Consider the following 23,265-nt stretch of genomic DNA (forward strand, 5'->3'; position numbering starts at 1 on the left):
CTTTAAATATAATTAATTTTTCATCAAATTAAGGTAAAAACATTTGCATGAACCTATAAATGGAGGGAGAAAAATAATGGACATTGAACGTTTTCATATCCAAGTATCCAATGAAACACTTGATGACCTAAGATACAGGCTGGAGCATGTTCGCTGGCCAGACCAATTAGTAAACACCAGCTGGGAACGAGGGACTGATATTGGTTACTTAAAATCTCTGATTACGTATTGGCGGGATCATTTTAATTGGCGCGCACAGGAAACCGAATTAAACCGCTTTTCTCAGTTTCAATGTGATATCGATGGTATCAATGTACACTTCATTCACGAACGCGGTAAGGGGCCGTGCCCTTTGCCAATTATTCTTACTCACGGCTGGCCTGACAGTTATTTGCGTTACCGGAAGATGATCCCTCTTCTCAGTGATCCGGCTCGCCACGGCGGTGACCCGGAAGACTCTTTCGATGTAATCGTCCCTTCCATACCTGGATTTGGTTTTTCCAGTCGCCCTGAGCATGGCGGTGTGAACAATTATCGGGTTTCTGAGCTTTGGTCTAAACTAATGACCGAAAAACTCGGCTATGAAAAGTTTGCTGCTGCAGGCGGAGATATGGGATCTGGTGTTACGAGATATTTAGCATTAAACCATCCGGAGCTTCTATACGGAATTCACCTGACAGATATCGGAATAATAAGAAATATCGTATATACGAAAGACCTAGAGGATCTTTCGGAAGACGAACTGCAATACAAAAGAAATGCGCAGGAATGGATTTCCAATGAGGGAGCCTATATGTCGATCCAATCCACAAAACCTCAGACCATTTCCTACGGACTTACCGACTCGCCAGTCGGTTTGGCTGGTTGGATTATTGAAAAATTCCGTTCATGGAGCGATTGTAACGGCGACCTTCGACAAAGGTTTAGCGAGGATGAACTACTCACGAATATCATGATCTATTGGGTTACTAATACTATAGGGTCATCAGCTAATATGTATTATGAAAACGTGCATTCTTTGCCTTTGATGGGGCGCATAGAGGTACCCACAGGCATTGCCCTTTTCCCGGCTGATGTCTTGCTGCCGCCTAAAAAATGGGCTGAGCAAAATCTGAATATAACCCGCTGGACTTCAATGCCTCGCGGCGGACATTTTACTGCCATGGAGGAACCCGAAGTTATGGCCGATGATATTCGCGCATTCTTCAGACCATTTAGAACGAAGAATAAAACGAAATAAAAATTCTTGGAATCATAAGTTCTCGGGCTAATAAGAACTAACGCCGAGCAGCATGGAGGCTGCTCGGCGTGATGCGCTTGTTTTATCTTCCTTAATCTGTAAAATCGGGCATTCATGATAAAACCTATTATAATTTTCCTCTCCCGATTTCATAAGACGGATGATACAATCCCGTCGGTTCATAAAAATTCAAACCAATATATTGAAAACCCAGTCTCAAAAGCAGCTTTTCTGATGCTTTATTTTGCGGATGATGTCCTGCATACAATTTATCTGCTTTTAAAATATCAAAGCTGTAATTTATGACGGCTCTTGCTGCCTCAGAGGCATATCCCATGCCCCAGTATTTTTTTCGCAGATGAGAACCAAACTCATAGGAATTCGTATCCGTTTTAAAGGGGCGGATACCGCAACATCCAATCAGTTCATCTGTAGCAAGCTCAAAAATAGGCCAGTACTGTATATGAAACACCTCATCATTATGGAATTCAATATCCAGGCGGTTAATGATATCCTGATATGAAAACTTTCCGGCAGCACAAATAAACTGTGTAACCTCTTTATCCCCCCATAGCTGAGCAGCCAAATCCAAATCGGAAGCACTCCACTTCGAGAAACCAATCCGGTTTGTTTCTAGAAAATACTCTCGCATCGTACGATTCCTCCCTTACTATAAAAACTTCCCCACTTGCTTTCATTCCGTATATGGTTTTGCAAATCTTTTTTCATAAGCACCATTCTTCTTAAGATTGAAATCCCAATAGTAGTTCGTTAATCCGGTTAATGTGAATATAGAAAATAATAATTGAGTCCCTTTTGATAGATACTCCGATTTTTCATATTCTTTTTTCAGGTCTAAATCCATGATTCCTTTGCTGGCATACGTTCTTCCTATTAACTCCATTTGATCAAAGAACTTTTTGTTGGCTTTTTCCGGTTTCATTTGGATACCTTCCACACCGCCTTTTATAATGGTTCCATCAAAGGATACTCCCAGCCTTTTTGTAATTAGTTCAAGATAAGGTCTCAAATAGTACGACTGACTAGTCTCTGGAAAACCGGATTGAACTAAAAATGCCATATGTACCTCTTTATTGTTAATTGGCTTTAGTAGTTCAAAGAATTTCATTACTGATCCGGGCATAGCGTGAACATAAAGCGGAAATACAAATAAATTATTTTCAACGGAGCTGAAATTCTCAGCCCAATTTTTCTGTTCTTTTATATTTATCAAATTCCTAACTTCTATATTTTCTGCTCCCTGTGCCTTCATTCCCATTATTATCTTTTCAATGATCAGCTTACTGTTAGAATGATTCCCTCTTGGAGATCCATTATAAATCACCCATTTGCCGCTTGGTTTTCTTTCAATAACTTCCTTTGACAAAACCTCAGCCATAGGCTTTGTGCTTTCTAAGACAGCTGTTTGTATACTTTCGTTTTTATACAAAATTTCTTTACAAGAGCTTTGGAAATGGTATGCCATTCGGGTGAGATAGTCCTTTATGACTTTTTCTTCCTCAGTACTTAACCCACTCTTTTCAAAATAGAAGTTCATAACAGGATATTTATCATATCGTTTCAAGTGACCGCATTCACCATTTCTTAATTTAATGTAGGGTAGATAATGTTGAATTAATCGATCCAGAAATGTTTTTCCCTTTCCATCAATAAAGCCATTTGCTGTATGAAACAAAATAACCACTTCATCACTGTTTATATAGTCCTTATACAATCTAAATGCATCATCGTTCAACGCACATTTTCCAGGGGTCTTCCACCAGCAACTCCAACAACCGATACAATCCTTCATTTCGGTATCCATAGAATGATAGATGACTACCTCTGTTTCCTTTTTTGTTTCCAGATAGTAATTCTTAATTTCCTGAGCCAGTGATTCATTTCTATTATTTTGTCCTAAATCAAAAATTGATATTTTCATGACTCCTCCTCTATCCTTATAAAATAATCTTCAAACCACTTTATCACAAAGCTGGTATACGCAAGGCCAAACGCAAGAGCATCATTTTCATATTTTGCCGGCCTATGGTTTTCCAGAGATACCCCCATTTCCTCAAGGCGCAGATTCCCTTCCTCTCTAATGTTTACAAGGTCTTTCTGCATATTTTTAAAGTTCTTAATATGGAGGTTGATCGATTCCAACCGTTCCTCTTTGGTTAATTCATTAAAGAATAGCATCTTTAGCAATTGTGTGGACTTATACTTATCAAAACCCAAATCCTGCCTCATCAGCATACTAAATCGTTCTCTTCCAGAATCCGTAATTCTATATAACTTTTTTGTCCTGTTATTCTTAACTTCCTCTTTTGAAGTTATATATCCATTCTTCTCAAGTTTCACTAAGGCCGGATGGATTGCGCCTTGACTTGTACTTGCAAAATATTCGGTACTTCTTTCCATTCCCTTTTTTATGTCGTATAAGGTAAGAGGATTATTATAAGATAAAAATCCTAAAATGATTAACTCTATCATGCAATTACTCCTTTATAAAACTGTAGATTATATGTCGTTTAGACATATATAAACACTACTCCAATTTCTATATTTTGTCAAGAATATATGTAAAATCCCTCGATATGTTTTCATAAACACATATCGAGGGATAAAAACAAGACGAAATATTAACTTTTATAATACAGTATCAGTATCCGTGTACCCTAGTATTTTCAAGACTTTAAAAGCTGCACACTTTTGAAATCAATACCAAGGGTTCCATGTTTTGATCCGTCAAAAATGATCCGAATGCCAGTTTATACTCCCAAAAGGTAATTGTTATCGTCATTAGCTGGTTCCAGCGTTCTGATTTCAAAAGATTTATATCCGGAAGCAATGAAAGGGTCTGATTTTGCAATCTTCGTTGCTTCTGCCAAATCTTCAGCTAAAAAAATGACCATTCCTCCGGGGTAATCTGTAAAAGGCCCGCAAAATACAAGTCTGCCTTGATTCTTTAATTCTTTTAAATGATCCACATGACTCTTTATGAGTTCCTTATTTAATGGTTTTACATTATTCATCAAATATATATACGTCATTACTCTTCCTCCTTAGTTACTCTATATCCCTCAGGTGCGGGGATCGCATTTTCCGATGCACGGCTAACTGCCTCCCATTCCTCCCAAGCATTCATACGTTTCTTTAATGCGTCCATTGCCAAATCATAAACCATGCTGCCTAGGATAAGCCGCAGGGGAGGATTATCACTATCTACTAATTTCATAAGGGCTTCCGCTGCCAAGGAAGGATCACTATCTGCCGAACCTTCGGAATACTGTTTGGCCAGTTCTTCGCGAAGTGTCCCGTATGAATCCAATGGATTGCTGTAATTCATCGAAAGGTATAAATCTGTCCAGTAGCCTCCTGGTTCAACCATGGTAAGTTTCACTCCGAAATGTTCAGCTTCTTTTGCTAAAGCTTCACTCATTCCTTCCAGAGCAAATTTACTTGCACTGTAAATGCCCGACATTGGTCCCGAGATAATGGCACCAATACTGGTTATCTGTATTATATGTCCTGAACGCTGAGCCCTTAAATATGGCATCACCGCCTGGCAGACCCAAAGGGCTCCAAAAAAGTTTGTATCCATCATTTTCCGGGCTTCCATTTCGCTCAATTCTTCAATCATTCCTAATGTCATGATGCCCGCATTATTAACGACAATATCAAGCCTGCCAAAATGTTCAATCGCTGTTTTAACCGTAGAAAAAACAGCTTCCCTGTCTGTAACATCCAGGTTTAATGGCAGCAAAGTCTCCTGATACGCAGCTTTTAGTGTTTCCAATTTGTCAATCGTTCTTGCAACTGCTACAACTTTATCCCCGGCTTTCAGTGCAGCACAAGTGAAGGCATAACCAAGTCCTTTACTTGCTCCGGTAATAAACCATACTCGTTTATTTATCATATTATGTGTCATAGATATTCTCCTTTTCTATTTTACTTAATTAATGTTCAACATTGAAATGAAGCATTGTCAACCTACTCTTATCCAGCGCATTTTGAAAACTCCCTTTCAAGGAATAACAAAAAGCACAGGCAATTTACTGCCTATGCAAAATAGAATCGGAAAAAGTATACCATAATTATAATAAATGCCAACACAAAAACCAACCGTTCCTTAAATCGGAGAGGTTTCGTTTGCTATAACATAAATAAGGTATCACGTATGGACAGACTTATCCCGATTATCTGCATAGGCAGATTTAAAAGAATATTGCATTTAATTGCAAAACTCCCTTTATCGGAAAAAAATCAACACACGTAATCCCTCCATCCAAGTAATATAATTACAAGATAACATATGAGTTCTGGAAAGTCAATGAATGCTGTCGCTTATTATATTATTTACTCCTATACTTATAAAATTTATCCGCTGCCTTCGTTTTCTGCCAGAGAACGGGCAGCATTTCCATTTCTAAAGGTAAGGCAAACATCTAAAGGAAAATAAAAAAGCTGCTGCAATTAAGGTATCCCCCGCATGCAGCAGCTCCGATAAAATATAATAAACAGCAAATTGATATAAAATTAATCAATCATAAAACAGGCTACGCCAACATTATTCAACGTAATGATTGGTTTACACCGGAATGCCTTGCAGCAGTTATCAGACATTCTTACTTTTAAGATATAAAAACCTTCAAAAGGAACTGTAAACTCAAAGCAGCCGCAACCATTGATCTGTACGCAGCACAGTAAGGTATCAATGTCTTTGCATCTCTCATATAACTTTACATCCCAATCATGGAAACTATTGCAGCAACAGCCCCAGACACAGCCCGCAATAATACAGGGTTTAATCAGGCATTCCTCACAAACAGGGCAGGGTTCCGGTTCCGGACACTCTGCAGGAATTGGTATTGGAATGGGAACAAATATGGTTTCCGGTTCCGGGCAGGCTGGGCAGGGCTCCGGTATCGGGCATTCCGGACATGCAGGGCATGGTTCTGGTACCGGACAGGGTGGCGGTACGGGACATGGTGGACAAACCGGACACGCTGGACAGGGTTCTGGTACCGGACACGCTGGGCATGGTGGTGGTACCGGGCACGCTGGGCAGGGTTCTGGTACCGGGCACGCTGGGCAGGGTGGTGGTACCGGGCACGCTGGGCAGGGTTCTGGTACCGGGCACGCTGGGCATGGCTCCGGGGTAGGGCATGGTGGTGGTACCGGACATGCCGGACAGGGTTCCGGAGCAGGACATGGTGGCGGTACTGGACAAGGTGGTGGTACTGGACAAGGTGGCGGTACCGGACATGCTGGGCAGGGTTCCGGGGTGGGGCATGGTGGTGGTGTCGGACAGGGTGGTGGTGTCGGACAAGGGATTGGTGCCGGACAAGGTGGTGGTGTCGGACAAGGTGGTGGTGCCGGACAAGGTGTGGGTGCCGGACAAGGTGGGCATACCTGTTCTTCCTGTCCTGGTGATACCTGAGGTACTTCCGGCGCTGGTGCTGCAGCTGGACATATTACTCCTCCAATAAATGGGTAATAGTGAAATTCAAAGCCGCTCTCAGCATTTACGGCAAAAGATCCTAAGGCAGCATTGCCGCTTACATGGCCGCCGGTAGGATGAGCATGGAACATAGCCTGTGGTGCTAATATACTTCCCCAGATATCAGAAGACTTTTCCATATAAATATTAGTTGCATCCTCAAACACATACAATGTCTGATTAGCCTTACTTCTTTCCCCATAAACACCGTATTGCAAATGGGCATTTGCTCCTGTTCTCAGCCTTACAATAACTCTGCTTCCTTGTGGAACTTCTGCACGAATTCCTTTATTGATTAAACCATTTGGTCTTACATCGATAAGGAATACATTCTGTACAGGATCATTGCCCCTTAAAATCCACTCGTAATTATTATCCACTACATTTCCATTTGGAGTTAAAGACTCAATACAGTCTTTGTAGAAACCGATGCTTTCCCTGGCATCACTAAAAAATCTGGGTAGGTCAGCACCTATCCTGCTTGCAGGTATATATCTTGGTACGTCATAACTGGGAACCACATAGTGATCACCTTTATCTGATGGTGTCCAATATTGGCTGCCTCCATTGGCCTGGTACAAAAATTTCAGTTCTTGTATCCCATCATTCATTCCATCTTTTCCGATTAAATAGGTACTTCCCTTGGCTGCACGGAATCCTCCGCCCACAACCACATGACCGATCACAACCAAAGGGCCGGTCATAGATACATTACCGCCAACTAAAAAGCGTACTAAATCCGGTGAGTAATTGACTGCTTTGTTACCTTTACTGACAAAGCCAACACTCAAACCCCTGGGGCTGTAAAAACTTCCGCCTATTGCTACAGGCCCTTCAATATCTATAATGTTATTGGCATCATTAAATACAATAACATTAAATCTAGAGGCAGTACCAAAAGGCTGACCCGCAATATTATACCAATTTATATTATCATAAGGTAATCCTGCACTTGTCATTGCTTCATCACTATAGCTGATATTGTCCATATAAACTCCTGCAAACTGCTCGATTTGCAACGCATTTTCATTCTCAATTCAGTTTATTCTAAAGGAATTGGTTCTGTGCAGTTTTCTATGCAATTGGACGAAACTTTATGTTAATTTTCTGAAATTCATTGGAATTTATGTAAATGTGGACACGAAAAATATTAGACAATAAATCCATTTTTCCTGTGATCAAGCCTAAAATAGAAAAGAGATTGACCAATTAATCAGTCAATCCCTGAAGTTCACACGCCACTGAAACCTGGACAGTGGCTCAGCCCAGCTGGCATCTCAAATTTCTCTCCACAATGCAGCATTTTAAATTTTATCCACTGCCTTCGTCACCTTCAATTGTTTGCCGCAAATCATTGTATTTTTCATTGCTTCCAGTACCAATGGGCCTTTCCCGTTTAATATTTCTATATAGGTAAGGGTATCTTGAATGGTTATTATTCCGATATCTTCTGCCTTCACACCTTCCAGATTGGATATGACTCCGACAAAATTAGTTGCTCTGAGTTTCTTTTTCTTTCCACCGTTGAAGCGTAATTTCATTATATCCTTATTTAATTGATCACTTTTCATCTTTTTAATCTTAGGGGCCGTATTCATTTTTTCATCAAAGGAAGGTTTTTGATTGGCTACTTCCTCTTTGGAAGGTTTCATTTTTTCCTGAATTTTAAACCCGATCAGATCTTCGATTTCGCACAGATATCTGGTTTGAGTCGGAACAACAAATGAGATGGCTTTTCCTTTTCGCCCTGCACGCCCTGTTCTTCCTGTGCGATGAACATAATTTTCTTCATCCAAGGGGATGTCATAGTTAATTACCAGAGAAATATTCTCTATATCTATCCCTCTTGCAGCTACATCTGTAGCTATTAAATAGCGGTACTCTCCCCTTTTAAAACGCTTGATTGCAGATAATCGATCGTCTTGTTCCATGCCGCCATGCATTTTATTACAGGGATAGCCTAAATCATTCAGACGTTCACAAACCATATCCACTCGGTCCTTTGTACTGCAAAAGATGATACAGCTATCCGGATTTTCAATAATCATAACATCGGTCATTAAGTCAAATTTTTCTTCTTCATCTGTAATATAAAGAACGTGATTAATATCAGCCGTCACGATTCCGGCTTCGCTGACATCTATATTGATAGGATCTATCATATAATTTGATGATAAATTTTTTACTTCATCGGACATAGTAGCAGAAAACAACATTGTCATCCGTTCCTCGGGCAGTTCTTTCATAATTTCTTCTACCTGTTCAATAAATCCCATATCCAGCATTCGGTCAGCTTCATCAATGACTAAGCAGTTAATCTTATTTAAAGGTAACGTACCTTTCTTAATATGATCCATGACACGCCCTGGTGTGCCAACAACTACATGTGTTTTTTGCTTCAAATCGGCTTTCTCAATAGAAAACTGGTGACCTCCGTAGATTGCTGCTGCTTTTATTCGTTTAAATCGGCCTATATTGGTAAAATCCTCTTTTACTTGAACAGCAAGCTCCCTTGTTGGAGTCAAAATAAGCGCTTGTGGTTTATTTTCCAGCCATTCAATAAATTCACATATCGGAATTACGTATGCGGCAGTCTTACCGCTGCCCGTCTGGGCTTTGACGATTAAATCATTTTTTTCCAAAGCGGCTGGAATGACTCTAGCCTGAACTTCCGTAGGTATATCATACTCCAGACCATTAAGCGCCTTTACAATATCCTCACTGATTATATAATTATAAAACTTTCTAACATCCATATCTAGCCTTTCTTTCCATTTAAATTCTTTTTAATAATAAAAAAGATTCCTCAATCTTGGGTAAGTTACGTGCTAACCCATTTTACATGAGAATACCGTTCAATGCAATAACTACTGTTTTATTAACTTCCATCCGAGGCAGGCTTGATTTTTCCTACAGATTCATATATTATGCATTTGCTATTATGACATGCATTTGATATCATGTAATGTGTAAGAATATTTAAAGCTGTCCGCTTCCCGGGCGCTTTGGATCATAGATAAAAAATAGATATTTAAAAAGGTGGAAACAAAAATGGATAATCAAGAGCAAAAACATAAGCGTCGCCCAAGATATAAAGGCACTCACCCAAGAGCTTTTAAAGATAAATATAAGGAACTTCAACCAGAGTTATATGCTGATGCTGTGGCAAAGGTCATTCAAAAGGGAAATACTCCTGCTGGTATGCATCGCTCCATTTGTGTAAAAGAAATATTAGAAATTTTACAAATCGCCCCTGGTCAAACTGGATTAGATGCAACTTTAGGTTATGGCGGTCATACTTTAGAGATGCTTAAATGCTTAGATTCAAAGGGGCATTTGTATGCTACTGATGTAGATCCTATTGAATTACCTAAAACCAGGGAGCGTTTGGAACACTTAGGTTTTGGCCCGGAAATTTTAACGGTCAGGCAAACAAACTTCTCCAATATCGATCAGATTACTTCTGAATCAGGACCATTGGATTTTATATTGGCAGATTTGGGCGTCTCTTCCATGCAAATAGATAATCCTGAAAGAGGATTTTCTTTTAAAACAGAGGGACCGCTGGATCTACGTCTAAATCCATCGAAAGGTATCTCTGCAGCGGATCGCCTTAAAACCATTTCACAAGACGAATTACATGGTATGCTGTTAGAAAACGCGGATGAGCCACATTCTGCTGAAATCTCTCGTGCCATTATTTCCGCAATAAAAAAAGGAGAAGACATTATAACAACTAATCAGCTCCAACAAATCATCAAAGATGCATTGAATTTCATTCCGGAAAAGGATAGAAACGAAGAAATAAAAAAATCCTGTCAAAGATGTTTTCAGGCGCTGCGAATTGATGTCAATAATGAATTTGAAGTGTTATATACATTTTTAGAAAAACTTCCTGAGGCGATGGCTGAGGGCGGGCGTGTTGCGATCCTTACCTTTCATTCTGGCGAAGACCGCCTTGTTAAAAAATCATTTAAACGCTTCTATCGTGAAGGGATCTATAGAGAAATTGCTCCTGATGCTATTCGGCCATCGGCAGCCGAATGCAATTCCAATGGCCGCGCTCGATGTGCGAAATTACGTTGGGCTATAAAATCTTAAAAGAAACGGGTAAGCCATTACAGAAAAATAGTACAAATTTCTGTTAGGCCTACCCCTTTTTCATGTATTGAGCTAATGTGCAACGTGCCGCGAAACTTCTTGAGGTCTGCAATTATCTAACTGCTTTATTAGTATCGGCAAAACAGTTTTCGCATAAACTTCGTAACCATAAAGTTTAAAATAAAGGCATCAGGATTTGCTTATCCTGATGCCTTTGGATTTTCCTGTTGCTTTAAATATAACTATTGATTAAACTAACTAGCCTTTTTTTGCAGCATGACTTTCTTGTACATATAAAATCCTAATAAATCTGACAAAAACCATCCTACAACAATCGCCCAGCAAACACCCGAAAAGCCCCTGACAGGTGCTAATGAATAGGCCAGCAATACTCTCAAACCTTGTGATACTATGGTCATCAAAATTGATATTTTAATGGCTCCAAGACCCCTGAAAAATCCATAAAACATAACAATAAAGCCAAGCAATACATAAAATATGGAAACAATTCTAAGATAGCCGACACCGACAGCGATTACCTCTGTTGCATTTTTGTTTACGAAAAGAGTGATTAAGTTTGGGGCAAAGATAAACGCGACAATGCTGATTACTGCCGACAGGATTATAATAATCCTTGAAGTTGCATGAAACCCCTCCCGGATTCTTTTTGTTTCTCCAGCACCTTCATTCTGTGCAGTATATGTAGAAAAAGAATTACCCAGATCTTGCAAAGGAGCATTGGCGACAGAGTCGATTTTAGAGCAAGCTGCAAATGCAGCCATAACCGTTGAGCCAAAGGTATTAACCAATCCCTGAATTAGCATCATTCCGAAGCTGGAAATTGACTGTTGCAGCGCTGTCAAGACGGAAAAAGTGGCGATTTTATTAAATGCAGACTTGCTGAATATTAAGTCCTCCCGCTTGAAGTTCAGAAATTTCATTCGTTTTATTGTATAAATACCACAGCCTATAGCAGCGAAACCCTGAGTAAGTAGCGTGGCAATCGCTGCACCTGCGGTCCCCATGTGAAACACCACTACAAAGATCAAATCTAAAATGAGATTTGATATACAAGAGGCAATTAAAAAATATAATGGAGTTTTTGAATCTCCAAATGACCGTAATAGAAAAGCGAATGCGTTATACATACCGACAAAAATAAAACCATAAAATACATATTTTAAATAGTCTGCAGCATAGACGGCAGTTTTCTCTGGCATTTGATAAAGGGCGATAATCTGTGGTAAAAAAATTGATGTTACAACCGTAATTAATACGCTTACACTAAACAGAAAAATTAAGGCTGTGGAAATCGTTTTTTTCAGTTCATCATACTGCCCGCCTCCATAGAGCTGAGAAAAAATTGCCGAAGCGCCCATAGCAAGTCCCAGCAAAATAGATGTTATAAACACGGTTACAGCACTTGAGGAACCAACTGCTGCAAATGCATCTGTACCTACAAATTTCCCTATTACAATTGCATCAATAATACTGTAAAATTGTTGAAGTAAATCTCCGATAAATAACGGAATGAAAAATTTCAGAATAATCCGTGATGGATTTCCTTTGGTCATATCAATTTCCATTTTTTTATTCCCTCCTAGCGCCTATTAGTAGAGGACAGGTATGCGATTGCTAAATCACCGGTAATCGGATTGGAGTAAACCTCACAATCTATTTCAAAAACCTGCCTGATAAGATTTTTCGTCAGCACTGCTTTTGGATTTCCTGAAGCTATGATCTGTCCGTCTTTTACTACGTAAAGAATGTCGCAGTAAACAGATGCCATAGAAAGATCATGCAGGGCTGCAAGAACACCAATATTTAATGATTTGACAACTGATAGAATCTGAAGCTGATATTTAATATCCAGATGATTGGTCGGCTCATCAAGGATTAGAAACTTTGGCTCTTGAGCTATTGCTCTGGCCAATATTACCCGTTGTTTTTCACCGCCAGATAATGTTAAATAGCTTCTGTCCGCATACTTAGCCAAGTTGACTCTGTCTAACGCGTCGGCTGCGATTTTATAATCCTCCATATTGTCAGATTCCATGAAATGTTTGTGCGGTGTTCTCCCCATCATCACCATCTCGCGGACAGTAAAATCAAAGCTCAATTCATTAAATTGGCCTACCACCCCCAAATCTTTTGAGATAGCACGCGCAGATGATTTTAAAACATCCTTATCTCCTAAAAAGACAATGCCTTTCTGCGGTTTGATAACTTTATAAATACTTTTCAGCAAGGTGGATTTTCCACACCCATTTGGTCCAATAATTCCAACAAATTGTTTTTCATCCACTTTCATGCTGATGTCTTTTACAATATCTGCACCCGATAAGGTGACTGATACGTGATCTACTTTTAAATTCAATTATCTTCCTCCGAATCCATAGCTTTTTCTAATCAGTATATACATAAACACAGGTGCACCAAAAAGTGAAGTGACGATACCTATTGGCATTTCTCCATTTGGAATTACTGTTCGGGCAAAAATATCTGTCCACATCATAAACAAACCTCCGAAAAGAATTGACGCAGGGACTAGCCGCTTATGATCTGACCCCACAATGCTACGTACAATATGAGGAATGATAAGACCTACAAATCCAATAATTCCGCAGCTGGAAACCAGAACACCTGTTACTACGGAGGAAATCACCATGTACAACCGTCTATAAAAATTCAAATTAACACCCAAGGTGATCGCAGTTTCTTCTCCCATTAGCATCGTGTTCATTACTCTTGATTGGAACAGGAAAAAGATTATTGCTGCTATTACCACTGCAGACACAAGAGGCAAAGTATCCCATTCCGCTGATGCCAGACTTCCCATTGTCCAAAAGGATACAGAACGTATACCCTCTGAGTTTTTCGCGAAATAAATGATAAAGTTTGAAGAAGCACTGCATAGGGCATTAATTACAGTTCCAGCTAAAACAAGCTTGACAGAAGATGTTTTTCCTCCGATACTGGCAAGAGCTAATACAAGTGCTGCAGCACTCAGCGCACCAATAAATGCCCATGTCGCAACCCCGAACTCTCCGAGCATTCCTCCTGCCCCAAATCCAAGCATAATTGAGAAGGTTGCTCCTAAGGCACCTCCAGATGAAATTCCTAAGATATAGGGGTCAGCCAAAGGGTTTTGTACGGAAGCCTGCATTACTACTCCGCAAAGTGCCAGCCCAGCCCCCACAATCATTGCCAACAGAACCCTAGGAAATCGGATTTGCCAGATAATATCTGCAAACATACTGTTTACCAACTCACTATCATCACCGATTTTGCCCCCAGTCAATTGGTGTATCAATATCTTAAATGATTGCTGAAAGGGTATCGATACTTGACCAATGGATACTGAAATTACAACTGTTGCAACGACAGCAACGAGTAAAATCATAAAAATTATTGAGAATGAAGATTGCTTATGTAAGCTGCATTTAAAGGTCTGCCAGGCATTCTTTTGTTCTTCTTTTTGTATTGAAACCATCCTTATTCCTCCCTAAACAATTCAGGATGAATAAACTCTGCAACATCCTCATATAAATCCGCAAGATTAAGGCTGCCGCGAATAGCATTCGTATAATCAGCCACCATTACACTCCCATTTTTAATAGCAGTAACATTTTTTAAGCTTGAATTATTAAGTAATAAATGCTTTGCAGCGTCGCTGTCGGATTTCTGGAACTCGGTGACAATAATTTTATCAGGGTTAATAGAAAGGATGGATTCGGTAGACATCTCCACATAAGTATCCTCTGATATTTTTATGTACTCACCGCCTGCGCCTTCCACCATTTCATCAATGACACAGAGGGTAGGACCGTAATAGTAATAAGTATCCTTTTGACCTCCAGCAAAAAGCAAAATCCGTGGCTTATTAGCCGACTGTGAGGCTTTGTCCTGAATCACTTTAATTCGTGTTTTCTGATCCTCTACAAAAGCATCTGTTTTATCTTTCATATTTAATACCATTCCCAAATTGTTGATGTCGTCAAAAACACTGTTAATTGTACGGCCCATGGTATAGTTAATACCTGTAAGAACAGGAATTCCTCTTTCATTCCAAAACGAAATGTCACCAAGGCGTTCATCGGTAAACGTCGAAGACATGGCAACAATTAAATCCGGCTCCAGTGCGATAATAGATTCCTTAGAAGGCCACGTATCCGTGAGCTGCGGAATCTGTTTGATCTGATCCTCATATTGGGAATAGGAATTGTCTAAATAGGCCAGCCCTGCAATCCTGTCTTTTTCTCCAAAGTGAATCATCAACTCTGCAAGGCCCTGCCCAATTACGACAATTCTCTCTGGCTCCTCATTAACAGTTTGCTGAATTTCGTTTCCTTTATCGTCATAGATCGTAAATTTTAAAGGATAATAACCGCCCTGTTGTGGGGTACTGGTCTGGTTGGTTGATACTGGTTTTGATGCTTCATTTTCGTTTGTTGACTGTTGCGAGCAAGCCGCCAATGCGGTACAACAGATAATTGCCATTAGAATAGATGTTGTTTTTTTTAGCATGTATATCCCTCCTGTATTGAATTTAGTTAGTTAAAGCTAACTAGTAGTATATTGTACCGCATAAACGCTTATGAACTATATTGCTTGCAATGCCGATTTATATTGAGTAAAAGACTTTCAATAAATGAATATGGAAAAAACAAAAAAACCACAAGTATGTACTTGTGGTTTTAGAACAACGTTTTTATATTATGATAAAACTTATTCTGCATTACGCAGCAATGAGGATTCCCGATATTTTAATGGGGTAATACCATATTGTTTTTTAAATGCTGCACAGAAATTGCTGGAGCTGGAATAGCCAATATCATAGGCAATTTCATTAACTGATTTCTCTGTGTTCAGCAGCATGGAAGAAGCCTGCTGCAACGAAAATTTCCTGTGATAGCTGAAAATAGTATCTCCATAAATAAGCTTGAAACCTTTGGTCAGTTTTTTAGGATTAATAACCAACTTCTTAGATAGCGAAAGAATGCTTGGTAATTCAAAAGGCTGTTCAAGCAAAATTCGTGGAATTTCCTTTATTTTTTTTAATTCATATGGGGTGAGCGCTGTTGGCTCAAACTTATCATACCTCATAATTTCGTTAGATACGATCATTGATAATATTTCCATAACTTTACTTTCGTAAAATAAAGTGCGGGTTTTTGCAGGGAGGCGGCAATTAAATATCTGCAGAAAAGCAGCTGCGATTTCAAGGGGAGTATCGAAACCTAAATAATACTCCGAGCGAAGCTGGTCTTCCAGTTTTTCTATTGTATCATTCCATACATCGACTCCTGTGCTTCCAAAATAAGAAGGAAGTACATGCCTGTTGGCTGTTATGGAAACTCCCTGATACTTTTGACCTGCACAGCGCTTGATGATACCTTTCATATCCTGTGATAAAGAGATGGATAAGTTGTTTTGGCTAAAGCAAGTATCTCCTGCCTTTTCTTCTTCTATATACATGCATCCGTCTATACAGTATTCAATCTCGAAATAATTGTGGGTTAAATCAAATGCTGTTACAATATCCTTATTAAACACAAAATCATAGATGAGCAGCATAACATTGCCGAGCAAATGATATATTTGTATGGTTCCCTTGCCATACTCCGGTTTTATATCATAAACGATTCCTTTCCTCATATCGTGGTTAGGCAAGAAACGAGCATCCCCTATTTGCTCATGCATGGCTCTATATTGCTCTAGCATAGCGGCATATCCATTATTTGAATTGATATAGAATTTATGCTCCATTTACAAGCTCCTTTCTTGTCTTATTATCAAAAAACTATATTTACTGTTAGTATAAGCTAACTATACCATACTGCCTTAATTATTTCTAATCAAATTTTAAATACGTTTAAAGCATTTTATAACATTGTGTTTGATCCGTGCACGGTCAAAAGCATCTTTTATCTCATCACGGCTAGCAGAAAGTTCCAGGTAGGCGCAAGAATGCAAGGCATAGTTTGTCCTTAGCGGCAGGGTATATTTTTCAGATCAATAGTTTTGTTATGTGGCATATGTGTTTCCATCTATGTAAATAAATAGCTTGTCATAGACAACGAACCCATCATGCAGCTGTTGTTATAGGTCGATATCTTATCTTCTTTATCGGAGGCGCCAAGTATATATAAGATTGGATTAAAATGATCCGGCGTAGGTACCGCTAATTTTGCTGTTTCTCCCAAGCTCAGATAATTAATGACATTCTCATGATTTCTATTTTCAATATTTTCTTTTATATAGTCATCAAACTTATATGCCCAATCAAAGCCTTTGTCTTTTATCCCCCAATCAATCATTCGAAGGTTGTGAACAATATTTCCGGTGCCAAACAATAAAACGCCTTGATGCCTTAAGGCTTTTAACTCCTTGCCTATCTGATAATGAACTTCCGGCGGCGCGGAGGCATCTATGCTAATTTGAATAACGGGGATATCTCTTTCGGGGTACATATGGACCAGAACAGACCAGGTACCGTGGTCAATGCCCCAGGAATTATCAAATACACTTTGTTTGCTGATTAAACTTTTTACACTCTCCGCAAGTTTCGGATCGCCGGGAACATTATATGGAATCTCATATAACTCTTTAGGAAATCCGTACATATCATAAATTGTCTTTGGATTTTCCTCATTCATAATCTTTGTGCCTTTCGTATACCAATGTGCCGAAATTGATACTATTGACTCAGGCTTAGGTATTTTCTTGGCCATTTCCTTCCAGCCCCTTGTATAGCGGTTATCTTCTATTGCGTTCATAGGCGAACCATGGCCTATAAACATCATCGGCATTTTAGACATATTGTCAACTCCCTTTCATTTTATATGCATCAATTGATACTTGATTTTATGAGTATAGTTGCGTTCTAATTTGAAACTTCCAATCTGGCTACTTGACTTTTAAATCTGACTCAGTAGACTTATTCACACGAACCGAATGTGGCATCCGTTAGGTGCCGCCAAATGCTACAGCAGTATTGATCTCATATTCCATATGCAGAAATATCTATGTATCCGTCCTCAGTCACCTCTATTCCTTCCGATATAAGAAGTTCTCTTTGAATAGCTGCATCTCTTTTATCCGTGATTGAAATTTTGCCTTTGGAGTTAATGATCCGGTGCCATGGGAGGTTGTACTTCTCAGACATAGAATGAAGTATCCTGACTACCTGCCTCGCACCTCTGGTATTTCCTGCAAGTCTTGCAACCCGTCCATAGCTCATAACTCTCCCATATGGTATTCCCTTTATTATTACTAGGACTTCCTCAGTAAACTGTGTCATATCAAACAAATCTCCTTATCACTTGGCATGTCCTTCAATATCGGACGTATCCTCGCCTATGTTTTTATCTTCCTCTGTTTCAATTTCATGATTATGACCTATAAACTGCGTTTATTACCGGCACTCAAATTATATCATATTTTTCGAGTTAATGAAATGCATCCCTCAGCTGTATTACCTAAATCCTACAAAACTCCAGACTGCAATTTCATACAGATGTATTAATAAAATTTTCTATGAGATAGCCATTACAGAGAAAAATACAGCATTTGACTTGCAAACAGAAATTTTAAGAACTATAATTTTATATTGTTTGCAGATGAAACAAAATACAGCTACAGGAGGGATGATTATGCAGACTGAATGTCACACGGTAAAGAATACCATCAATCGTTACCGAAGTTTTCGCTATGCTCTAATATTGGAAGGAATTGCTGTTGGTGCAATTTCAGGCGTTATTGTTGTGCTTTTCCGGTATCTCCTGACCTATGCGGAGAAATTGCTTAATATAGTTTTAAACTATGGAAAAGATCACATATGGGTGATACCGGTGTGGTTTGTTTTTTTGGCAGCCGCAGCTTTTGTTGTTGCAATGCTGTTGAAATGGGAATCCTTTATATCCGGAAGTGGGATTCCCCAGGTAGAAGGTGAGATGATGGGGGAATTAGACCCCTGTTGGTGGAAAGTTCTGATCGCAAAGATGGGCGGTGGTCTTCTTTCCATTGGGTGCGGTCTGTCACTGGGAAGAGAGGGGCCAAGTATTCAGCTGGGTGCAATGGCTGCAAAGGGCTTGTCGCGCCTGACCAAAAGAGCCAGAACAGAGGAGAAGCTTCTAATTACATGCGGGGCCAGCGCCGGACTTTCTGCTGCATTTAATGCTCCCATTGCCGGTGTTCTATTCTCCTTGGAAGAGGTTCACAAGCATTTTTCACCGGAACTGCTTTTATCTACTATGGCTTCCTCCATTACAGCTGATTTCGTATCCAGAAATGTGTTTGGTCTTCAGCCGGCTTTTAATTTTCAGATCAGCACCATGATGCCTTTATCAACATATGGCCATGTAATTCTCTTCGGGGTAATCCTGGGCGCTATGGGAGTTCTTTATAACAACTGCCTTTCCATGACTCAGGATTTGTATATGAGAATCCGGGTTCAGGCAGTCCGGGTTCAGATACCATTTTTACTGGCTGGAATTTTCGGTTTTACCTACCCATATGTACTAGGCGGAGGTCATTCTCTGGTGGAAACACTGACCAGTAGCCAGATGGTACTTGGGGCATTGATCGTACTTCTGATCGCTAAATTCAGTTTTTCCATGTTAAGCTTTGGCTGCGGTGCACCGGGTGGAATCTTTCTTCCTCTTCTGGTAATCGGAGCATTAAGCGGAAGTATTTATTACCATGCAGCTGGATTGGTAACCGGTTCCTTAAACGGACTTTTGGACAATTTTATCATTTTGGGAATGACAGGTTGTTTTTCTGCCATTGTCCGCTCTCCTATCACCGGGGTCATTCTGATCAGTGAGATGACCGGCAGCTTCTCTCATTTGCTGACACTGTCCATGGTTGCCCTGGTGGCCTACATCATCCCCGATATGTTTCATACGGCTCCCGTCTATGACCAGCTTCTTCACCGGTTACTGGCAAAGATGAAACCGGAAATTCATTCTTCTCTTAGCAGAGAAAAGGTACTGGTAGAAGGAATGATATTTCACGGAAGTGATGCAGATGGACAGAAGGTTTCCGAGATCGACTGGCCCCAGACATGTCTGCTGGTATCGCTTATGAGGGGCGAAGCGGAGTTTGTTCCGCGGGGAAATACAACATTATCGGCCGGAGATAAGATCGTAATCCTGTGCGATGAATCCGCTCAGGGGAAAATCCACAGAATCCTGCAGGAAATATGCGAAACAGTAAAAATATCTTCTCAAAAATAAAGTAAGCTGTTGATAGCTTATTGAATAATCACATCGTCATTTGAATTCAGAATATCTTCCATTCGCATCACGCAACGCCCTATATCTTTTTTCGATGACTATATACGAGAAAATTGTTACCTCTATAAAAAATTGCACCCCTTTCGCCTAACATGTTATCACATGCCTAACTTTTGGGGTGCAATTAAAAATGAGGTTGATTTCGTTGTGTTGATTCAATTGGTTTTGCCGTTACTTTTGCATAATATGGATGGCAAAGCCGCCAAACTCACCGTCTAAATAGACATTCTTCAGTTTGCCTTCCTCGGAATATGCTGCTGTATCCATGTTAAAGGAGAAGCCTTTCTCTTTTAACTCTTCTGCGGCAGCGGTCAAATCAGGTGTACGCATAGCTATATGGCCGTTTGCCCCCAGGAATGGAGCCTTCATACACTCGAAGTAAGGACCGCCGAATTCGGACTTTTGTCCATGACGAGGCTCCAGGTTAAACATCATGCTCAGAAGCTGAGCCAGTCTTTCTGCCTCCTCAGCATTTGGGGTATTGATGCCGATATGCTCCAGTTCAAATTTATTATCCATAATTATACCTCTTTCTCATAATGTCGGATGATTATCCGTTTTATATAAAGTCGGATATTTTTTTGATACACATTGAATGCATTTGGTCACTGCTTGCCATTCATTTAAGTAATTTGGAATCTTACATTGGGAACAATAGCAAAGCTCCGGCAGTTAAAGCAAGCAGGCGGATAAAGTACATGGGAATTGTGTATTTCCAAAACTCTATTAGATTGTACTTACCAATTCCCATTACCATAGCTGGCATACCGTCAATTGGTAAGAAATGGCCATTCCAGCCCGAAACTACAATTGCAGCAGCTGCTGCTGTTGGATTTAGGCCCAAGCTCATGCAGGTAGCAATAGCCATCGGTGCAAATACATACACAGTACCTATAGTGGATCCTGTAAGGGTTGCAAGTACACTTGTTAACATACAGAAAACAAAGATCAGGATGAAAGGATTGATATTAGTGCCAAGCATATTAGCTACAGTTTCGCCAACTAAAGCAGTTAAGCCTGTACTGCCTAGAGCATCAGCAACGCCGATGACGCCGGCAGACATCAAAATAATCGGAGCACCAATGTTGTTACGAATTTCATCGAAATTCAGAACACCGATAGCTAAAACCAGACATGCAGATAAACCTGGTACCATATATCCTGCATCGCCAACTTTACTTTGAAGAATCATACCAACAACAGCTGCAATAAAGGCTGCATATGTTGTATTTTCTTTCCATTTTGGTAAATCGTAAACTGTTTCATTAGACTTATCAGCGTCAAGTTCTGTATCTTCAACATTTTTGTTAGGTAGAACTTTATAACCAATTAAAGCCCATACTACATAAGCTAATGAAAGTATTAAATTTACAATAGAGAATTTTGCTAAGGAAACGCTGGTAATACCTGAACCAGCAGCTCCTAAAACAGCAATAACAATCCCATATTGTAATGTGACATTTACAGGAATTAGCGGATGGTTAGCTGCGAAACCAGCGGCAGCAATAACTTTACCACGTGGTAACTTGTCAGTATACTGTATCGTAGATAATATACCTAAAGTAAGAACATAGAATGCAGTTGAGCCCGTGCCAAAGATACTGCTAGCCAACATAACGATAATAAATAACAGTATATATGCCTTAAATCCACCTTTGTTAGCCATATTCAAAATTGTTTTTCTGAAAGTGCCAATAAGGCTGGTTTTTTGAAGAGCGGCTACGATTGCCATGAAAGAGGCAAGCATAATAATGGTAGCGTTAGAAAAACCGCCGAAAGCAGTCTTGATATCGGTTATTCCAAAAAGAACCATTAGCAGACATGCGAGAATTGGAGGTGCGCCGAACGGAAGTTTTTCTGTCATGATTAAAATAATCATGAATGCAGTGATAGCAATGGCAATAATCATTGGGATAGTCATTTGATTGAACTCCTCTCTGTTATACAGGATTATTTTTTGCATTTGGGACATTATATCAATTCAATCGTTCTGTTTGGTAAAATGCGTGTACAGTGTATATACCATACAATATCAGGCTTCTTTCCTTGCATGAACCATAAGGATGGCATAATCTATGGCATTGACCAGGCTCAGCTCGCTGGAACGTCCGCTGCCTGCAAGGTCGATGCCGGTACCATGGTCCACGCTGGCTCGAATGATAGGCAGACCCAGGGTTACATTCACACCTTCGACAGCCTCCCAGTGCTTTTCCTCACGGTTATAAACAAAGCCTTTCACCTTTAAAGGGATATGACCTTGATCGTGGTACATGGCCACAACGATGTCATACCATCCGCCCAGTGCCTTAGAGAACACGGTATCGGGAGGAGTAGGCTTCTTTTCAGGGATCATGATGCCCTCAGCCATGGCAGCCTCGATGGCAGGCTGTATTTCTTTGACTTCCTCCCAACCAAACATGCCGTTCTCACCACAATGAGGATTCAGCCCTGCAACGCCAATTTTAGGTTCTTTAATTCCCAGTGCTTTACAGCCTTCGTTGGCAATGCGGATGCAATCCAGGACACGATCTTTCTTGACACGGTCACAAGCTTCTCGTAAAGACACATGAGTGGAAACATGGACGACCCGCAGATCGCCGTGAGCCAGCATCATGGTGTACTTAGGGGTGTCCGTGTAATCAGCATAAATCTCGGTATGGCCTGAGTAGTGGTGGCCAGCCATGTTTATGGCTTCCTTGCTCAGAGCATTGGTAACCGTAGCATCGATCTGGCCATCCAGAGCCAGCTGAATAACTTTTACAACGTACTGGAAAGCTGCCTCGCCGCCCAGAGCACAGGCTCCCACGCCAAAAGGCTCAGGTACATCCAGTCTGGAGGTATCCGGAATTTCGTCTTCAGGAATCAGCTTCAAATCCATTAAGTCGATGGTACCATAGGTATACTTGCCTTCGGCGGGTGCGGATACCACATTCAGCTCCAGATGAATGCCGTGAACTTTCCCGGCCACCTTCAGAGCGTAACGCATGGAAGTCTCGTCGCCTACTACTAAGGGTTTACAACGCTGGTAGATATCTTCATCTGCCAGTGCACGAACAGTTATTTCCGGACCATTTCCAAAGGGGTCCCCCATAGAAATGCCTATCACAGGTTTAAATTTCATA

20 protein-coding genes and 1 pseudogene are annotated in these 23,265 nt (G+C 40.2%); 3 read left to right on the top strand and 18 right to left on the bottom strand.

Features of this window, described 5'->3' with window-relative positions; translation table 11 throughout:
* Positions 1-76: 76 nt before the first annotated feature.
* Entirely contained in the window at positions 77-1,240 is a 1,164-nt protein-coding gene (locus tag BMX69_RS11920) for an epoxide hydrolase family protein (RefSeq protein WP_054792109.1), read from the top strand.
* A gap of 127 nt (positions 1,241-1,367) precedes the next feature.
* Here BMX69_RS11920 and BMX69_RS11925 read toward each other — a convergent pair whose 3' ends face one another.
* The 8 genes and pseudogenes from BMX69_RS11925 to BMX69_RS11955 form a co-directional block, all read right to left on the bottom strand.
* Positions 1,368-1,892: a GNAT family N-acetyltransferase gene (locus tag BMX69_RS11925; protein ID WP_100042454.1), complete on the bottom strand. Its 525-nt coding sequence runs from the start codon at positions 1,890-1,892 to the stop codon at positions 1,368-1,370.
* Positions 1,893-1,934: 42 nt separating this feature from the next.
* Positions 1,935-3,182 carry a flavodoxin family protein gene (locus tag BMX69_RS11930; protein WP_100042455.1) on the bottom strand — a complete coding sequence of 416 codons (1,248 nt, stop codon included), beginning with the start codon at positions 3,180-3,182 and terminating at the stop codon, positions 1,935-1,937.
* Positions 3,179-3,733 carry a PadR family transcriptional regulator gene (locus BMX69_RS11935; RefSeq protein WP_100042456.1) on the bottom strand — a complete coding sequence of 185 codons (555 nt, stop codon included), beginning with the start codon at positions 3,731-3,733 and terminating at the stop codon, positions 3,179-3,181. The genes BMX69_RS11930 and BMX69_RS11935 overlap by 4 nt, the downstream gene beginning before the upstream one ends.
* A gap of 278 nt (positions 3,734-4,011) precedes the next feature.
* Complete coding sequence (locus tag BMX69_RS11940; RefSeq protein ID WP_054792113.1) at positions 4,012-4,293, bottom strand: YciI family protein; 282 nt, start codon at positions 4,291-4,293, stop codon at positions 4,012-4,014.
* Positions 4,293-5,171: an SDR family oxidoreductase gene (locus BMX69_RS11945; RefSeq protein WP_100042457.1), complete on the bottom strand. Its 879-nt coding sequence runs from the start codon at positions 5,169-5,171 to the stop codon at positions 4,293-4,295. Before BMX69_RS11945 ends, BMX69_RS11940 begins: the two co-directional genes overlap by 1 nt.
* An 891-nt stretch (positions 5,172-6,062) precedes the next feature.
* The gene (locus tag BMX69_RS24705) at positions 6,063-6,716 is read right to left on the bottom strand and encodes a hypothetical protein (RefSeq protein WP_242941415.1); all 654 of its coding nucleotides are present in this window, start codon (positions 6,714-6,716) and stop codon (positions 6,063-6,065) included.
* A 20-nt stretch (positions 6,717-6,736) separates the two neighbouring features.
* Positions 6,737-7,732 (bottom strand): annotated as a pseudogene (locus BMX69_RS25235) (collagen-binding domain-containing protein); the annotation flags it as partial.
* A gap of 315 nt (positions 7,733-8,047) precedes the next feature.
* A complete protein-coding gene (locus tag BMX69_RS11955; protein ID WP_100042459.1) occupies positions 8,048-9,499 on the bottom strand; it encodes a DEAD/DEAH box helicase in 1,452 nt (483 codons plus the stop codon).
* 295 nt (positions 9,500-9,794) lie between these two features.
* On the opposite strand from BMX69_RS11955, the gene rsmH reads away from it, so the two are divergent.
* Positions 9,795-10,844 (top strand): 16S rRNA (cytosine(1402)-N(4))-methyltransferase RsmH, encoded by a 1,050-nt coding sequence (gene rsmH, locus BMX69_RS11960; protein ID WP_100042460.1) that lies wholly within the window; start codon positions 9,795-9,797, stop codon positions 10,842-10,844.
* Positions 10,845-11,098: 254 nt separating this feature from the next.
* Here the strand turns inward: rsmH and BMX69_RS11965 are convergent, their stop codons facing one another.
* The 7 genes from BMX69_RS11965 to BMX69_RS11995 all read right to left on the bottom strand — a co-directional run bounded on the left by BMX69_RS11965 (position 11,099) and on the right by BMX69_RS11995 (position 18,147).
* Positions 11,099-12,430 (bottom strand): MATE family efflux transporter, encoded by a 1,332-nt coding sequence (locus BMX69_RS11965; RefSeq protein WP_100042461.1) that lies wholly within the window; start codon positions 12,428-12,430, stop codon positions 11,099-11,101.
* Positions 12,431-12,444: 14 nt separating this feature from the next.
* Entirely contained in the window at positions 12,445-13,221 is a 777-nt protein-coding gene (locus BMX69_RS11970) for an ABC transporter ATP-binding protein (RefSeq protein WP_054791616.1), read from the bottom strand.
* Complete coding sequence (locus BMX69_RS11975; protein WP_054791617.1) at positions 13,222-14,337, bottom strand: FecCD family ABC transporter permease; 1,116 nt, start codon at positions 14,335-14,337, stop codon at positions 13,222-13,224.
* Between the two features lie 2 nt (positions 14,338-14,339).
* Positions 14,340-15,371, bottom strand: a complete 1,032-nt coding sequence (locus BMX69_RS11980) for an ABC transporter substrate-binding protein (protein ID WP_100042462.1) — start codon at positions 15,369-15,371, stop codon at positions 14,340-14,342.
* Positions 15,372-15,572: 201 nt separating this feature from the next.
* The gene (locus BMX69_RS11985) at positions 15,573-16,613 is read right to left on the bottom strand and encodes a helix-turn-helix domain-containing protein (protein WP_100042463.1); all 1,041 of its coding nucleotides are present in this window, start codon (positions 16,611-16,613) and stop codon (positions 15,573-15,575) included.
* Between the two features lie 281 nt (positions 16,614-16,894).
* Positions 16,895-17,665 (bottom strand): 4,5-DOPA-extradiol-dioxygenase, encoded by a 771-nt coding sequence (gene ygiD, locus BMX69_RS11990; RefSeq protein ID WP_054791618.1) that lies wholly within the window; start codon positions 17,663-17,665, stop codon positions 16,895-16,897.
* 182 nt (positions 17,666-17,847) lie between these two features.
* Entirely contained in the window at positions 17,848-18,147 is a 300-nt protein-coding gene (locus tag BMX69_RS11995; protein WP_054791619.1) for an MGMT family protein, read from the bottom strand.
* Positions 18,148-18,499: 352 nt separating this feature from the next.
* On the opposite strand from BMX69_RS11995, the gene BMX69_RS12000 reads away from it, so the two are divergent.
* Positions 18,500-20,083, top strand: coding sequence for a ClC family H(+)/Cl(-) exchange transporter (locus tag BMX69_RS12000; RefSeq protein ID WP_100042464.1), 1,584 nt, complete (start codon positions 18,500-18,502; stop codon positions 20,081-20,083).
* 231 nt (positions 20,084-20,314) lie between these two features.
* Here the strand turns inward: BMX69_RS12000 and BMX69_RS12005 are convergent, their stop codons facing one another.
* The 3 genes from BMX69_RS12005 to BMX69_RS12015 all read right to left on the bottom strand — a co-directional run bounded on the left by BMX69_RS12005 (position 20,315) and on the right by BMX69_RS12015 (position 23,264).
* Positions 20,315-20,662, bottom strand: coding sequence for a VOC family protein (locus BMX69_RS12005; protein WP_054791620.1), 348 nt, complete (start codon positions 20,660-20,662; stop codon positions 20,315-20,317).
* Between the two features lie 121 nt (positions 20,663-20,783).
* Entirely contained in the window at positions 20,784-22,064 is a 1,281-nt protein-coding gene (locus BMX69_RS12010; RefSeq protein ID WP_054791621.1) for an SLC13 family permease, read from the bottom strand.
* A gap of 111 nt (positions 22,065-22,175) precedes the next feature.
* A complete protein-coding gene (locus BMX69_RS12015) occupies positions 22,176-23,264 on the bottom strand; it encodes a PdxA family dehydrogenase (protein ID WP_100043838.1) in 1,089 nt (362 codons plus the stop codon).
* Between the last annotated feature and the right edge of the window lies 1 nt (position 23,265).

Source organism: Lacrimispora sphenoides JCM 1415 (assembly GCF_900105615.1).
GTDB lineage: Bacteria > Bacillota > Clostridia > Lachnospirales > Lachnospiraceae > Lacrimispora > Lacrimispora sphenoides.

Excerpts from the sequence above, each read along its gene's own strand:
- BMX69_RS11920 (WP_054792109.1), top strand. The coding sequence starts at position 77 with ATGGACATTGAACGTTTTCATATCCAAGTATCCAATGAAACACTTGAT.
- BMX69_RS11925 (WP_100042454.1), bottom strand. The coding sequence starts at position 1,892 with ATGCGAGAGTATTTTCTAGAAACAAACCGGATTGGTTTCTCGAAGTGG.
- BMX69_RS11930 (WP_100042455.1), bottom strand. The coding sequence starts at position 3,182 with ATGAAAATATCAATTTTTGATTTAGGACAAAATAATAGAAATGAATCA.
- BMX69_RS11935 (WP_100042456.1), bottom strand. The coding sequence starts at position 3,733 with ATGATAGAGTTAATCATTTTAGGATTTTTATCTTATAATAATCCTCTT.
- BMX69_RS11940 (WP_054792113.1), bottom strand. The coding sequence starts at position 4,293 with ATGACGTATATATATTTGATGAATAATGTAAAACCATTAAATAAGGAA.
- BMX69_RS11945 (WP_100042457.1), bottom strand. The coding sequence starts at position 5,171 with ATGACACATAATATGATAAATAAACGAGTATGGTTTATTACCGGAGCA.
- BMX69_RS24705 (WP_242941415.1), bottom strand. The coding sequence starts at position 6,716 with ATGTCCAGCTGCAGCACCAGCGCCGGAAGTACCTCAGGTATCACCAGG.
- BMX69_RS11955 (WP_100042459.1), bottom strand. The coding sequence starts at position 9,499 with ATGGATGTTAGAAAGTTTTATAATTATATAATCAGTGAGGATATTGTA.
- rsmH (WP_100042460.1), top strand. The coding sequence starts at position 9,795 with ATGGATAATCAAGAGCAAAAACATAAGCGTCGCCCAAGATATAAAGGC.
- BMX69_RS11965 (WP_100042461.1), bottom strand. The coding sequence starts at position 12,430 with ATGGAAATTGATATGACCAAAGGAAATCCATCACGGATTATTCTGAAA.
- BMX69_RS11975 (WP_054791617.1), bottom strand. The coding sequence starts at position 14,337 with ATGGTTTCAATACAAAAAGAAGAACAAAAGAATGCCTGGCAGACCTTT.
- BMX69_RS11980 (WP_100042462.1), bottom strand. The coding sequence starts at position 15,371 with ATGCTAAAAAAAACAACATCTATTCTAATGGCAATTATCTGTTGTACC.
- BMX69_RS11985 (WP_100042463.1), bottom strand. The coding sequence starts at position 16,613 with ATGGAGCATAAATTCTATATCAATTCAAATAATGGATATGCCGCTATG.
- ygiD (WP_054791618.1), bottom strand. The coding sequence starts at position 17,665 with ATGTCTAAAATGCCGATGATGTTTATAGGCCATGGTTCGCCTATGAAC.
- BMX69_RS11995 (WP_054791619.1), bottom strand. The coding sequence starts at position 18,147 with ATGACACAGTTTACTGAGGAAGTCCTAGTAATAATAAAGGGAATACCA.
- BMX69_RS12000 (WP_100042464.1), top strand. The coding sequence starts at position 18,500 with ATGCAGACTGAATGTCACACGGTAAAGAATACCATCAATCGTTACCGA.
- BMX69_RS12005 (WP_054791620.1), bottom strand. The coding sequence starts at position 20,662 with ATGGATAATAAATTTGAACTGGAGCATATCGGCATCAATACCCCAAAT.
- BMX69_RS12010 (WP_054791621.1), bottom strand. The coding sequence starts at position 22,064 with ATGACTATCCCAATGATTATTGCCATTGCTATCACTGCATTCATGATT.
- BMX69_RS12015 (WP_100043838.1), bottom strand. The coding sequence starts at position 23,264 with ATGAAATTTAAACCTGTGATAGGCATTTCTATGGGGGACCCCTTTGGA.